This is a genomic window from Avibacterium endocarditidis, from assembly GCF_002921145.1.
GTDB classification, from domain to species: Bacteria; Pseudomonadota; Gammaproteobacteria; order Enterobacterales; family Pasteurellaceae; genus Avibacterium; species Avibacterium endocarditidis.
On sequence record NZ_PQVI01000106.1, the window covers coordinates 1 to 13,459 of the forward strand.

The following is a 13,459-nucleotide window of genomic DNA, read 5'->3' on the forward strand; positions in this document are numbered from 1 at the left end:
TGAAGTCAATTTCTTCTAAGGTTGGGAAAAAATCGTCCCAGTCGCACTGTGCTTCGCCATAGTACCAAGTTGGGATACCAATCATTAAAAAGTCATAGGCTTCGATATCTTCTTTTGTGCTTTTGGCGATATCACGAATATCCACCACTTCTGAGCCTAATTGTTTTTGAATCATTCGTGCAATGTTTTCAGTATTGCCCGTGTCACTACCATAAAATAAACCAACGATAGCCATTTTTATTTCCTATGTTCTTGAAATTTAAAATATTCTTGTAAAATCGTTACGATTAACTCTGAACGACTAACACGCTGTACAGACGCTAAATCTTCTAATTGTTGAACAATGTCCGTATGTAATTTTAATTCAACACGCTTTAACCCGCAGGATTTATCCCGTTTAAGCTGGTTGCGTTTGTTGATACGGAGCTGCTGTTCTCTGGTCAGCGGATTTGTTTTTGGGCGTCCCACTTTGGGTGTGTTAGCAAACAGATCTAAGGTTATGCAATCTGCATCTTGTTTTGCCATTTTTCAAATCACTGAACTGGTTAAAATGTAGCTAATTGAGAATGATAAGCTACAACTACTAATGACCGCGAACTATATCACAATTCATAGTTGATTAAAACCCTCAACCTTTGATTGGTGAGATTGTCATTGGCTATCTAAAAAACGCTGAATAATGCGAATAATAGCTTCTGGTTTTTCCGCGTGTACCCAATGTCCGCTGCCGTTAATGGTAAAGGACGTGGCTTGCGGAAATTGTGCTAAAATCTGCTCACTATATTCTGGCTGAATATAATCCGACTGCCCACCTTTAATAAATAGGGTAGGGTTGGGGTAAAAACAAGTTTGCCAATCCATAATATTGGCATAATTTTGTTTAAGTGCGGTTAAATTAAAGCGAAATTTTTCCGCTGATTGGCCATCAAAAGATTTCAGCATAAATTGCTGAATGCTTTCTTGCGGGATATGTTGGCTTAAAATTGGTTTGGCCTGTTGGCGAGTTTCAGGTTGCGCGGCTTTAACCGCAAATAATCCAGCAAAAATACTATCGTGGCCGTGTTCGCCATATTTCACGGGTGCAATATCAATAATGATCAATTTTTCCACTAAATCAGGGCGAAGTGCGGCGGCTTTCATTGCGGTTTTTCCGCCCATAGAATGGCCGATTAAGATCACTTTTTTTAGCTCTAAATGTTCAATGGTCGCCAATAGATCTTCTGCCATTAATTCATAATTCATTGATTCAGAATGAAAACTCTGTCCGTGATTGCGTAAATCTACACGTAAAATAGGGTAATGTTCCGAAAAAGCACGTGCGATCACCCCTAAATTATTCATATCGCCAAATAAGCCGTGAATAAAAACTAAGGTAGGGTTGCTAGTAGGTTGTTTTAATTGATGAAATTGAAAATTGAGTAATTGTGTTTGCGACATAATTTTTGCGTGAGTATTTGGAAATAAATCGCTATAATGTTGCAAAAGCGTAAAGAGATCAAGCAACTGGAGTGAAAAAATGAAAATTATTGAAGTAGATGAAGAACTCTATCAGTACATTGCAAGTAACACACAATCCATTGGGGAAAGTGCGTCTGATATTTTACGCCGTTTACTCAATTTCCCCAGCGTGCGTGCGGACAATGGGCTTTCTTCTGAGCCAGCGATTTCCGCCAATAAGCAATCAGTGGTGGAAATGCCTAATACACCTTCATCTAAAGAGAAAAATGAAGAAAAGCCTGTAACGCAAGAAAAAGTAACAAGAAGAAAACAGCCACAAGAATCAATCCAAAAAGTGGTAGGGAAAGTTCGTGAGTTGCTCCAGTCTGCCGATTTCCAGCAAGAAAGCAAAGCAGTGGTACGTTTCTTAGCTATTTTACGTGTGCTGTATCGCACCAATCCAGAAAGTTTTGCGCAGGCTACGGAATCCTTACAAGGCCGTACGCGGGTTTATTTTGCACGTGATGAAGGTACGTTATTAATGGCGGGTAATCACACTAAGCCAAAACAAATCCCTGATACACCATATTGGGTGATCACCAATACGAACAGCGGGCGCAAGATGTTAATGCTGGAAGGGGCGATGCAATCAATGCACTTGCCAGAAGAATTAATAGAAGAAGTGCGGTCGTTTTTCACTGCAAATTAATTGGCATTACAATGACATATCTTTGGCAACATTATGCCGCTCAGCCTGATTATCAACACAAAGTAGCCTTGCGTAATGAGCAAGGCGAACTTTTTTCTTGGCGACAACTTAGCGAAAAAATTAATGCTGTGGCTTATGCGTTTTCTCAGCAAGGGGTAAACGCTGGCGATGGCATCGCATTGTGCGGAAAAAATAGTTTTGCCTTATTGCTTGCCTATTTGGCAGGGATTCAGCTTGGTGCAAGAGTGCTGGGGATTAATCCTGCCTTTCCCGCAGAAAAGATCACGCAATTATGTGAAAATGCAGCAGTGCCGTTTTATTACGATCCTAAGGGCGAAAAAACGTTGCAAAATTGCACCGCACTTTTGATTTCATCGGACTTGCCACATTTTTTTTCCGCATTAAAAGAACAGGCAATGGTGGATTACGATCCCAACCGCCCAGCTACAATGACGCTCACATCAGGTTCAACGGGCAACCCTAAAGCCGTGGTGCATACTGTACAAGGGCATTTGGATAATGCGCAAGGCGTGTGTGAGTTAATGGCGTTTGGGGCTGAAAATGCGTGGTTGCTTTCTTTGCCTTTATATCACGTTTCGGGCCAAGGCATTGTGTGGCGCTGGCTGTACGCAGGGGCAAGGCTGCATTTACCAAATGAAGATTTTTATACGGAAGCGGCTAGCGTTTCTCATCTTTCCCTTGTGCCAACCCAATTGCAACGGTTTATCGCTTATTTACAACAACGCCCTGAACAAACTATTCAAACGCAACATATTTTATTGGGCGGTAGCCATATTCCCCTTGCTTTAACACAACAAGCCGCGCAATATCAGCTGACTTGTTATTCAGGCTATGGAATGACGGAAATGGCGTCCACGGTTTGCGCGAAAAAAAGCGATCAATATAATGGTGTGGGCTTGCCACTTAAAGGGCGAGAACTTGAACTCATTGATGGTGAAATTTGTTTGCGTGGCGCAGGCTTAGGGCTAGGCTATTGGCAACAGGGCGAAATATTCCCCTTAGTGCAACAAGACGGCTGGCTTCATACCAAAGATCTAGGCGAATGGAAAAATGGCGAGTTACGCATTTTAGGGCGTTTAGACAATATGTTTATTTCAGGCGGTGAGAACATTCAGCCTGAAGAGATTGAACGGATAATCTTGCATTATCCTGAAATAAAACAAGTGTTTATCTTGCCAGTGGAGGACAGTGAATTTGGTCAGCGACCTGCAGCAATGGTTGAGTTTGCTAATGGATTTAGCCAAAGTGCGGTGGAAAATTTACGCATTTGGCTTGCCACAAGATTAGAAAAATTTAAGCAACCCATACACTATTTTCCGCTAGATGTGGCACAATGCCAGCAACAGGGAACAATTAAAATTTCACGCAATGCGTTAAAAATGGCGTTAAAAGAATTACTAGGAAAATAAAATGAAACTGATTGAGCGTATTTTGCGATCTTTTTTCTGTCCTTGATTTGGGCTTCTGCAAGTTGGGCGGCGTTACCAAAAGAAGCGGATATTCAAACACAGCTTGCTGCGGCGAAAGAGTCAGATCAAAGTGATGTGAATAATAAAATCTTGGTGCAAAACCTAGAGGAAACGCTCACTTTGCTTGGAAATATTGAAAAGCAAAAAGCCGATAACGCTGCTTTAAGTAAATTGGTGGATAACGCCCCGAAACAGGTTGCAGATTTACAAGTTGCGGTGGATAAATTAAAAAATGCCGCTCCTGTTACGTTACAAGATTTCGAGAAATTATCACTTACCGATTTACAAACGCAATCTATTGCCACGCAACAAAATTTGCAACAAATCCAGACGGATTTGCTAGCAATTAATGCGCAGTTAGTAAGTCAGCGAGCTGCACCAGAGCGTGCGCAGTCTGCCTTGAGTGCAAATTTAATTCGTTCACAAGAAATTGATAAATTGCTATTTGGCATTACAGCAGCAGATTCGGTTGAAAAAACGAAATTAGAAACTGAACTGGTCTTGATCGGTTTACAAAACACCTATAACCAAATGTTGTTGCAGGGCAACAATGATCTTACCTCGCTTTATACAATCCAATTAGAGCAAAAAAATTTGATGCAACAACAGTTGCAAACTAAGCTTTCTATGTTGCAAGAGGTGATTAATGAAAAGAATTTGCAAGAAACTCGCCAACAAGCAGAACAGTTAAAGCAATCGCAAACGAATGTACAAGATAGCAATCCCATTATTGTAGAACAGCAAAACCAAAATGTGCGAATTAGCCAAGATTTGGTGAAACAAACCGCTCAGCTAAATGCACTATCACAAGATAGTTTGAGAATAAAGAGCGTGCTGGATAATTTGCAACAAACAGAACGGAACATTAATGAACAAATTAGTGCGTTGCAAGGCACATTGGTGCTTTCGCGCATTATTAATAAGCAAAAACAACTGTTACCACAGGATCAAATGATCCGTGGTTTGCCAAAACAAATCACCGATTTACGCGTACAGATTTTTGATTTAACAGAGTTGCGGGATAATTTATACGATACCCAAAGTTATATTTCTAATTTAGAAAAAAGCACGAATACCCATTTAACTGATGATGAAAAAAGCCAGCTTACGACAATTTTGCAAGAGCGGCGTAAATTATTATCAGATTCTATTACGAATTTGAATAATCAGCTAAATTTAGCCATTAATATTGAATTAAATCAGCAACAGGTTACCGCAATTAGTGATGCCTTGCAGGGAAAATTACAACAGCAAAGTTTCTGGGTGAGAAGTAATCCGCCGTTGGATATGGATTGGTTTACCAATTTCTTGCCAAAAGTGAAATATCAGTTGCAAGATATTAAGCGTTTAATCAATTTTTCTAACTGGAAAGACAACTTGCTGCCAACCGCAGTGTTAGTTATTTTATTAATGATTTTCACCGCACTTATTCAATGGCGAAAAGAGAAAATCACTCAACGTTTGGCTTATATCAATAGTAAGATCAACACGTTAAAAGGCGAGCGACAACGTTATACACCAGAAGCGATTTTTTGGACGCTAATTTTATGCTTGCGTTCTACCTTCATTTTCTTGTCAGCCTTAATTCTGATTGCCTCGATCTGTTTTGAGAAGCCAGAACCATTTTGGGTGTGGTCTTTCAGAATGGCGGGGTATTGGCTATTTTTGCTTTTATCTTGGCAATGCTCCGTCCTAATGGATTAGCCTATCGCCACTTTAATATGCCGCAATCTAATGTGCAGCTGTTTTATTCTGTTTCTAAACGTTCTGTTTGGATTTATGCGTTATGGCTGAATGCATCTATTTTTACGAATTTAGATGCAGGAATTACCAATGATGTTATTGGTGAAGTGCTAACCATCTCAATTTTAGTGATTTCTCTTTTCATCGTAGGGCCACGTTTACGCTATGCAGTAAGCATTTATCAGAAAACCCAAGAACAAGCGGGAGAGCGGAGCTATTTATTCAAGTTTTCACGCATTGTATTAGTGATCGCACCGATCGCATTAATCGTGTTGATCGTAATGGGTTACTATTACACCGCACTGAATTTGATGGAACATTTGATCTCCTCTTATTTTGTGTTGGTAATTTGGATGATTGCGCGCGATGTGGTGTATCGTGGCTTTACTGTATCGGCAAGACGGCTTGCCTACCGACGCTTACAAGAGAAAATTCAAGCACAACAAGCGCAAAAAGAAGACAATAATAATGATCTGAACTCTGATTATTCACGCGAAGAAAGCTTAGCTATTTCGCAAGTGAAAAGCCAAGTGAAAAGCGTGGTGGATCTCTTATTATGGCTAGCCTTATTTGGCTTATTTTATTGGGTGTGGTCTGATCTCATCACCGTTGCCTATTATTTAGAAGGGGTAACCTTGTGGCAACAACAGGTGGTAACAGAAACTGGCACGGTGAGCGAATCCATCACCTTACTGAATTTATATTTGCTTTGATTATTATCATCGGTACTTATGCGTTAGTGAAAAATATTGGCGGCTTGCTTGAAGTTTTAGTATTTTCACGAATGAGTTTTTCGCAAGGAACGCCTTATACCATCACCACCTTGCTGACCTATTTTATTATTGCTATTGGCGGCGGCGCAGCGTTTTCCGTGTTAGGAATGTCGTGGTCAAAATTGCAATGGTTATTTGCCGCACTTTCGGTAGGTTTAGGTTTCGGTTTACAAGAAATTTTCGCCAACTTTATTTCGGGGATTATCATCTTATTTGAACGCCCGGTGCGGATTGGCGATGTGGTAACCATTGGTGAATATTCAGGCACGGTATCGAAAATCCGTATTCGTTCTACCACCTTGATCGATTTTGATAAAAAAGAAGTGATCGTGCCAAATAAAGCTTTCGTAACAGAACGCTTGATCAACTGGGCATTGACTGATTCAATGACGCGCGTGGTGTTAAGCGTAGGCGTGGCTTATGGCTCAGATTTAGAATTAGTGAAACGTTTATTATTGCAAGCCGCTGATGAATGTGAATATGTTTTGAAAGATCCAGAGCCTGTGGCATACTTCTTAACTTTTGGCGCAAGTACCTTGGATCACGAACTGCGTGTTTATGTGGGTAACCTAAATGAACGCACCCGAACCATCGATTATGTGAATCGCCGTATTGATGAGCTATTTGCCGCGCATAATGTGGAAATTGCCTTCAATCAGCTTGATGTGTTCATTAAAAATCCAACCACATCGCAAGAAATAAAAATCGTGTCAGAAAATTTAGCGAAATCATAAGGAATAAATAAGGAAAAATAATGGCAGGAAACAGTATTGGACAACTTTTTCGCGTAACCACCTTTGGTGAATCCCACGGCGTTGCCTTGGGCTGTATTGTGGACGGCGTACCACCGGAGCTTGAACTTTCAGAACAGGACATTCAGCCAGATTTGGATCGCCGTAAACCCGGTACTTCACGTTACACCACACCAAGACGGGAAGATGACGAAGTGCAAATTCTCTCAGGGGTATTTGAAGGGAAAACCACAGGCACGAGCATTGGAATGATCATCAAAAATGCCGATCAACGCTCGCAAGATTATGGTGAAATCAAAGATCGTTTCCGCCCCGGTCACGCTGATTATACTTACCAACAAAAATACGGCTTGCGTGATTATCGTGGTGGTGGACGTTCTTCCGCTCGCGAAACAGCAATGCGTGTGGCCGCTGGGGCAATCGCGAAAAAATATCTGCGTGAACATTTTGGCATTGAAGTGCGTGGTTATCTTTCGCAAATTGGCTCAGTGAAAATTGATCCGAAAACGGTAGAAAACATTGCTCAAATTGACTGGCAGCAAGTAAACAGCAACCCATTTTTCTGCCCCGATCCAAGTGCGGTGGAAAAATTTGATGAATTAATCCGTGAGTTAAAAAAAGAAGGCAATTCCATCGGCGCTAAATTAACCGTGGTGGCAGAAAATGTGCCAGTAGGCTTAGGTGAACCAGTTTTCGATCGCCTTGATGCGGATTTGGCACACGCGTTAATGGGCATTAATGCAGTGAAAGGCGTGGAAATTGGTGATGGCTTTGCGGTGGTGGAGCAAAAAGGCACACAGCATCGTGACGAAATGACGCCAGCAGGTTTTTGTTCTAACCACGCAGGGGGAATTTTAGGCGGCATTAGCTCGGGCCAACCGATTATTGCGACCATTGCGTTAAAGCCTACTTCGAGCATTACCATTGCAGGGCGTTCGGTCAATCTTAACAATGAACCCGTGGAAGTGATCACCAAAGGTCGCCACGATCCTTGTGTTGGCATTCGCGCCGTGCCAATCGCGGAAGCAATGACCGCCATTGTTTTACTCGATCACCTATTAAGATTTAAGGCACAATGTAAATGAAAAATTTAACCAAATTATTAAGTGCGGTGCTTTTTTGCGGAATTTTTTCTGCGAGCAGCGCAATGGCAGGCCCTGAATATTGGCAGAAAGTCAAACGCCCTATTGCAGGCGAGCCAACCCCAGTGGGATCTTATAGCAATGGCTGTATTATCGGCGCGCAACCTTTGCCTTTTAATGGCGAGGGTTATCAAGTGATCCGTACCAGCAAAAATCGCTATTACGGACACCCAGATATGATTGCCTATTTGCAACGTTTAGGCAAAAAAGCTAAATCAGCAGGCATTCCAACAATGCTTATCGGCGATATCGCAATGCCGGGGGGCGGACGCTTTTTAACGGGACACGCCAGCCACCAAATGGGCTTGGACGCAGATATTTGGTTACGCTTAGGGCGTTTATCCGATAAAGATGCACAAAATCCAGCGGGAATGGGCTTGTTAGTGGTGGATCGCAAAGCGCAACGTGTTGATGATTCCGTATGGAATGACAATCACGCCAATTTAATTCGTTTAGCGGCGCAAGATAAGCAAGTGGCGCGTATTTTCGTTAATCCTGCAATTAAATTGAAATTATGCCAAACGGTGCGCGGCGATCGCAGTTGGTTGCAAAAAATTCGTCCGTGGTTTGGACACGATTCCCATTTTCACGTTCGCTTAACTTGCCCGAAAGGTGCGACTTACTGCGAAAATCAAGCGCCCGTCCCAGCAGGCGAGGGCTGTGGTGATGAGCTATATTCTTGGTTTAAGCCAGCGAAACCTTCAACAGGAACAAGCAAACCCAAAGCGCGTCCACCTGAACCATTTTTATGCCAGCAAGTAAGCCACGCGCCAAACCAAAGCGAATGGTTGGAATAAGCCTTAGCGTATCAAGATAAGAGCGAAAATAGGAGCGAAAAATGGAAATCAGCCTAAATCTCATTGCGTTATTATTTTTAGTGGCATTTATTGCAGGATTTATTGACGCAATTGCTGGCGGTGGCGGTTTAATCACTATTCCTGCCTTATTGATGACAGGCGTTCCCCCTGCAATGGCATTAGGCACGAACAAACTGCAGGCCTGCGGCGGCTCATTTTCCGCGAGCTTTTATTTTTTACGCAAAAGAGCGGTGGATTTAAAAGAAATTTGGCTGCTCGTGCTAATGACCTTTATCGGCGCAGTGCTTGGCACGATCCTTATTCAGTTAGTGGATAGTGCGTTGATTAAAAAAGTCATTCCATTTTTAGTGCTAGCCATTGGCTTGTATTTTTATTCACCCCAAATTTAGGTGATGAAGATCGGCATAAACGCATTTCTTACGCCACTTTTGCCTTTAGTGCAGGATTTGGAATTGGTTTTTATGACGGTTTCTTCGGGCCGGGAACAGGCTCATTACTAAGTTTAGTTTTTGTTACGTTGCTTGGTTTTAATCTTGCGAAGGCCACAGCTCACGCCAAAGTGCTAAATTTCACCTCAAATATTGCCGCACTTTTGTTATTTCTTATTGGTGGACAAATTTGGTGGGAAGCTGGGCTGGTAATGATGTTAGGACAAATTATCGGCGCAAATTTAGGCGCGAAAATGGTGCTAAGCAAAGGCAAACAGTTAATTCGCCCGATGGTGGTGATAATGTCTTTTATTATGACTGCCAAAATGGCTTATGATCAAGGCTGGTTCGGTTAGTTGAGGTTTTATGACACAACAAAATGATGATGTACGCTTAACCGCTCGCGTGGGCTATGAACCCAAATGGCAATGGGCGTTTTTATTGCCAAAATATTGGGGCGTTTGGCTTGGTATTTTTGCCTTGGCACTATTCGCTTTTGTGCCTTTTCGCTTAAGGGATAAGATCGCGGCGAAAATAGGCTTGCTCGTTGGACAAAAAGCGAAAAAACAACGTCATCGCGCAAGGGTAAATTTGCAATATTGTTTTCCTGATTGGACAGAACAGCAGAGCGAAAAAGTAATTGATGAGATGTTTATCACCGTCAGCCAAGTGATGCTGGGCATTGGTGAAATTGCGTTGCGTTCAAAAAAACATCTACAACAACGCAGTGAATTTATCGGCCTTGAATATATTCAGCAAGCTAAAGCAGCGGGGCATAATATTATTTTAATGGTGCCGCACGGCTGGGCGATTGATGCCTCGGGGATCATTTTGCATACTTACGGAATGCCAATGACATCAATGTATAATCCCCACCGTAACCCATTGGTCGATTGGCTGTGGACGATGACACGCCAGCGTTTTGGTGGCAAAATGCACGCTCGACAAAATGGCATAAAACCTTTTCTTAATGCAGTAAAAAAAGGCGAAATGGGGTATTATTTGCCTGATGAAGATTATGGCGAAGAATTAAGTGAATATGCAGATTTTTTTGCCACTTATAAGGCCACCTTGCCGGGCTTGAATAAAATGGCAAAATTGGCAAAAGCTGTGGTGATCCCAATGTTTCCGCGCTATAACGCAGAGCGTGGTAAATATGAAATGGAAATTCACCCACCAATGCCAATTAGCGAAGAGCCTGCACAAATGGCACGGGAAATGAACAAAGAAATTGAGCAATTTGTTACCCCAACGCCAGAGCAGTATGTGTGGATTTTGCGTTTATTAAAAACCCGAAAAGATGGTGCGGATATTTATCGTTAAATTTAATAATCTGTGGTAATATGCGTGCCGCTCTTTTTTATGCAAAACGGTCGAAAATTTGACCGCACTTTAGGTAATAAAATGAACAAACAATTAGAACTGATTAAATCATCGATCAAATCCATTCCAAACTACCCGAAAGAAGGCATTATCTTTCGTGATATTACAAGCCTTGTGGAAACCCCAGCGGCGTTCAAGGCGACCATTGATTTAATCGTGGCACAATACAAAGACAAAGGCATCACCAAAGTTATCGGCACAGAAAGCCGTGGCTTTATTTTTGGTGCGCCAGTGGCATTAGCCTTAGATATTCCTTTTGTATTAGTGCGTAAACCGGGGAAATTGCCGCGTGAAACCATTGCGCAATCCTATCAGTTAGAATATGGGCAAGACACCTTAGAAATTCACACAGATTCTATTCAATCGGGCGATAACGTATTGATTATTGACGATTTATTAGCCACAGGCGGAACGGTTGAAGCCACCGTGAAGTTGGTTGAACGTCTTGGTGGTGAAGTGAAAAATGCGGCGTTCGTGATTAATTTGCCAGAACTTGGCGGCGAACAACGCTTACGCAATTTAGGGGTAACCCCGTTCTCATTAGTGAATTTTGAAGGCCACTAATTTATCCTAAGCGAGCAAGGAATGAGTTATCAAGTTTTAGCAAGAAAATGGCGACCGCAAAAGTTCTCCGATGTGGTAGGGCAGAAACCTGTTCTTACCGCACTTGCTAACGGACTAAATGAAAATCGCCTGCACCACGCCTATCTTTTTTCCGGTACGCGTGGCGTGGGGAAAACCTCTATTGCTCGTTTATTTGCGAAAGGGTTAAATTGCGTTGAAGGCGTAACGGCCAATCCTTGTGGCGTTTGCGAACATTGTAAAGCCATTGAAGAAGGGCGCTTTATCGATCTCATTGAAATTGACGCTGCTTCACGCACTAAGGTCGAAGACACCCGCGAATTGCTCGACAATGTGCAATACAAACCGGTGCAAGGGCGTTATAAAGTCTATTTGATTGACGAAGTGCATATGCTCTCTCGCCATTCTTTCAATGCCTTGCTGAAAACCCTTGAAGAACCGCCTGAATATGTCAAATTCCTGCTGGCAACCACTGATCCGCAGAAATTGCCGATCACCATTTTATCTCGCTGTATTCAATTTCACCTTAAAGCACTCGATCAGCAACAAATTGCCGATCATTTGTCCTTTATTTTGCAGCAAGAAAAGATCCCCTTTGAACCCCTTGCCATTGAAAAATTAGCTAAAGCGGCACAAGGCAGTATCCGTGATAGCTTAAGTTTAACCGATCAAGCCATTGCAATGAGCAACGGCAACATCAGTCTTGATGCGGTAAATACAATGCTCGGCTTGCTTGATGACAGCCAGCCTATTGATATTTTGTACGCGTTACAGCAGGGCAATGGTGAAGCCTTAATGAAAGCCATTCAAGCGGTGGCGGAAAAAGGCAGCGATTGGAATGAACTGCTAAAAGCGGTGGCCGAAAATCTGCATAAAATTGCAATGTGTCAATTATTACCACAAGCGCAAATTAGTGATGAAAGCTATATCGGCTTTTTGGCGAAACATCTTCCACCAGAAGATGTGCAATTTTTCTATCAGATTATTTTAAACGGACAAAAAGAGCTTGCCTTCGCACCAAATCAGCGAATGGGTGTGGAAATGATTTTATTGCGTGCTTTAGCTTTCCACCCTAAATTAATCCAAGCAGCTCCTGCTATGCAGCCAGTGGAACAAGTGAATGAGCGTAATCATTCTGCGCAAAGTGCGGTGCAAAATCCGGCAAAATTAGTGGAGATGCCTGTTGTATCACAACAGATCAAAGCAAATTCAGCGCCACAAACCAAAACAATGCCGTCTGCTAGACAGCCAATTCGTTCCACACAAAGTCATTCATCTTCGCCAGTAAGCAACTCTACTTTAGATGTGCTTGATGCGTTAGATCAGCTTTCTAAGCCTACAACGAGCGAAAAAAAAAACACTAATGCCAATAACGCAAAGTTAATTTCAGAGCCAGCGGTTTCTCATTCGCAAGAGATCAGCTTGCCTGTGGTAGAGCGCAAATTTACTCAGCAAAAAAATACGGCACGAGCTACTCATCAGGTTTCTCAGCCGTCTGTTTCTCACTCCTCTATTTCTCAAGCTCCATCTCAATCAGCGGCAATGATTCCGCTAGTGAGTGAGCCTGTGGGTGAAAGTGCGGTGCAAAATTCGTCAGATTTTTCTCCTGATCTTGATCAGGAAGAAGATCTCAATTTGCCCGAAAACTACCGTTGGAATTGGAGCAATCCAGCAATGGCGGAGGAGCAGGATAGTGCCAGCCCGTCAGAAATCCGCAAAGCCATTTTGGAAAACACCACACCAGAATTAAAAGAAAAAGTGCTTACAATGGCAAAAGCACAGGACAAATGGACGGAAATTATTGAGCAACTAGATATTTCAGGCTTGGCAAAGCAAATGGCAATGAATTGCGTGATTTTAAGCCAAGATGAAAAGCAAATTCGCTTAGGCTTGCGTCAAGATAAATTGCACCTCAATAATGAAAAACTGCGTATTCAATTACAAAATGCCCTCAGCCAATTTTATCAGCAAGATATGGCTGTTTCTGTGGACGTGAATACCGATTTTCAGCAACTCACACCAATGGATTATCGCAAACAAATCTACCAAGAGCTAAGCGATCAAGCGCGAGAAAATTTACAAGCAGATGAACGTTTGCAACGCCTTTGTGAAGAATTTGGTGGCGTATTAGAGCTTGATAGTGTTCGACCAGTTTAAGCATTTGAAACGCATTTTATACCTAAAAATAAAGTGCGGTGAAAA

At 42.3% G+C, this 13,459-nt stretch carries 11 protein-coding genes and 2 pseudogenes; 10 read left to right on the top strand and 3 right to left on the bottom strand.

The window, feature by feature from the left end:
- From C3Z13_RS08425 to C3Z13_RS08435, 3 genes are all read right to left on the bottom strand, one after another.
- A partial coding sequence (locus C3Z13_RS08425) for a flavodoxin domain-containing protein (RefSeq protein ID WP_181022041.1) occupies window positions 1-235 on the bottom strand: 235 nt, incomplete at its 3' end.
- A gap of 2 nt (window positions 236-237) precedes the next feature.
- A complete protein-coding gene (gene ybfE / locus C3Z13_RS08430) occupies window positions 238-525 on the bottom strand; it encodes a LexA regulated protein (RefSeq protein ID WP_103855624.1) in 288 nt (95 codons plus the stop codon).
- 126 nt (window positions 526-651) lie between these two features.
- Entirely contained in the window at window positions 652-1,437 is a 786-nt protein-coding gene (locus C3Z13_RS08435) for an alpha/beta fold hydrolase (RefSeq protein WP_103855625.1), read from the bottom strand.
- A 79-nt stretch (window positions 1,438-1,516) separates the two neighbouring features.
- Here C3Z13_RS08435 and seqA point away from each other — a divergent pair, with 79 nt between their 5' ends.
- The 10 genes and pseudogenes from seqA to dnaX all read left to right on the top strand — a co-directional run bounded on the left by seqA (window position 1,517) and on the right by dnaX (window position 13,414).
- Complete coding sequence (gene seqA / locus C3Z13_RS08440; RefSeq protein WP_103855626.1) at window positions 1,517-2,146, top strand: replication initiation negative regulator SeqA; 630 nt, start codon at window positions 1,517-1,519, stop codon at window positions 2,144-2,146.
- Between the two features lie 11 nt (window positions 2,147-2,157).
- Window positions 2,158-3,576, top strand: coding sequence for an o-succinylbenzoate--CoA ligase (gene menE / locus C3Z13_RS08445; protein WP_103855627.1), 1,419 nt, complete (start codon window positions 2,158-2,160; stop codon window positions 3,574-3,576).
- 153 nt (window positions 3,577-3,729) lie between these two features.
- Window positions 3,730-6,092 (top strand): annotated as a pseudogene (locus C3Z13_RS08450) (mechanosensitive channel MscK).
- Entirely contained in the window at window positions 6,017-6,886 is an 870-nt protein-coding gene (locus C3Z13_RS12375) for a mechanosensitive ion channel domain-containing protein (protein WP_245872601.1), read from the top strand. The pseudogene C3Z13_RS08450 and the gene C3Z13_RS12375 overlap by 76 nt, the downstream one beginning before the upstream one ends.
- Window positions 6,887-6,906: 20 nt before the next feature.
- Entirely contained in the window at window positions 6,907-7,989 is a 1,083-nt protein-coding gene (gene aroC, locus C3Z13_RS08455; RefSeq protein ID WP_103855628.1) for a chorismate synthase, read from the top strand.
- Window positions 7,986-8,843 (top strand): penicillin-insensitive murein endopeptidase, encoded by an 858-nt coding sequence (mepA, locus tag C3Z13_RS08460; RefSeq protein WP_103855629.1) that lies wholly within the window; start codon window positions 7,986-7,988, stop codon window positions 8,841-8,843. Before aroC ends, mepA begins: the two co-directional genes overlap by 4 nt.
- A gap of 41 nt (window positions 8,844-8,884) precedes the next feature.
- Window positions 8,885-9,648: pseudogene (locus tag C3Z13_RS08465) on the top strand (TSUP family transporter).
- 10 nt (window positions 9,649-9,658) lie between these two features.
- The gene (gene lpxM / locus C3Z13_RS08470; protein WP_103855630.1) at window positions 9,659-10,615 is read left to right on the top strand and encodes a lauroyl-Kdo(2)-lipid IV(A) myristoyltransferase; all 957 of its coding nucleotides are present in this window, start codon (window positions 9,659-9,661) and stop codon (window positions 10,613-10,615) included.
- Window positions 10,616-10,696: 81 nt separating this feature from the next.
- Window positions 10,697-11,239, top strand: coding sequence for an adenine phosphoribosyltransferase (apt, locus tag C3Z13_RS08475; protein WP_103852691.1), 543 nt, complete (start codon window positions 10,697-10,699; stop codon window positions 11,237-11,239).
- Window positions 11,240-11,260: 21 nt separating this feature from the next.
- Window positions 11,261-13,414 carry a DNA polymerase III subunit gamma/tau gene (dnaX, locus tag C3Z13_RS08480; RefSeq protein WP_103855631.1) on the top strand — a complete coding sequence of 718 codons (2,154 nt, stop codon included), beginning with the start codon at window positions 11,261-11,263 and terminating at the stop codon, window positions 13,412-13,414.
- Window positions 13,415-13,459: the final 45 nt, after the last annotated feature.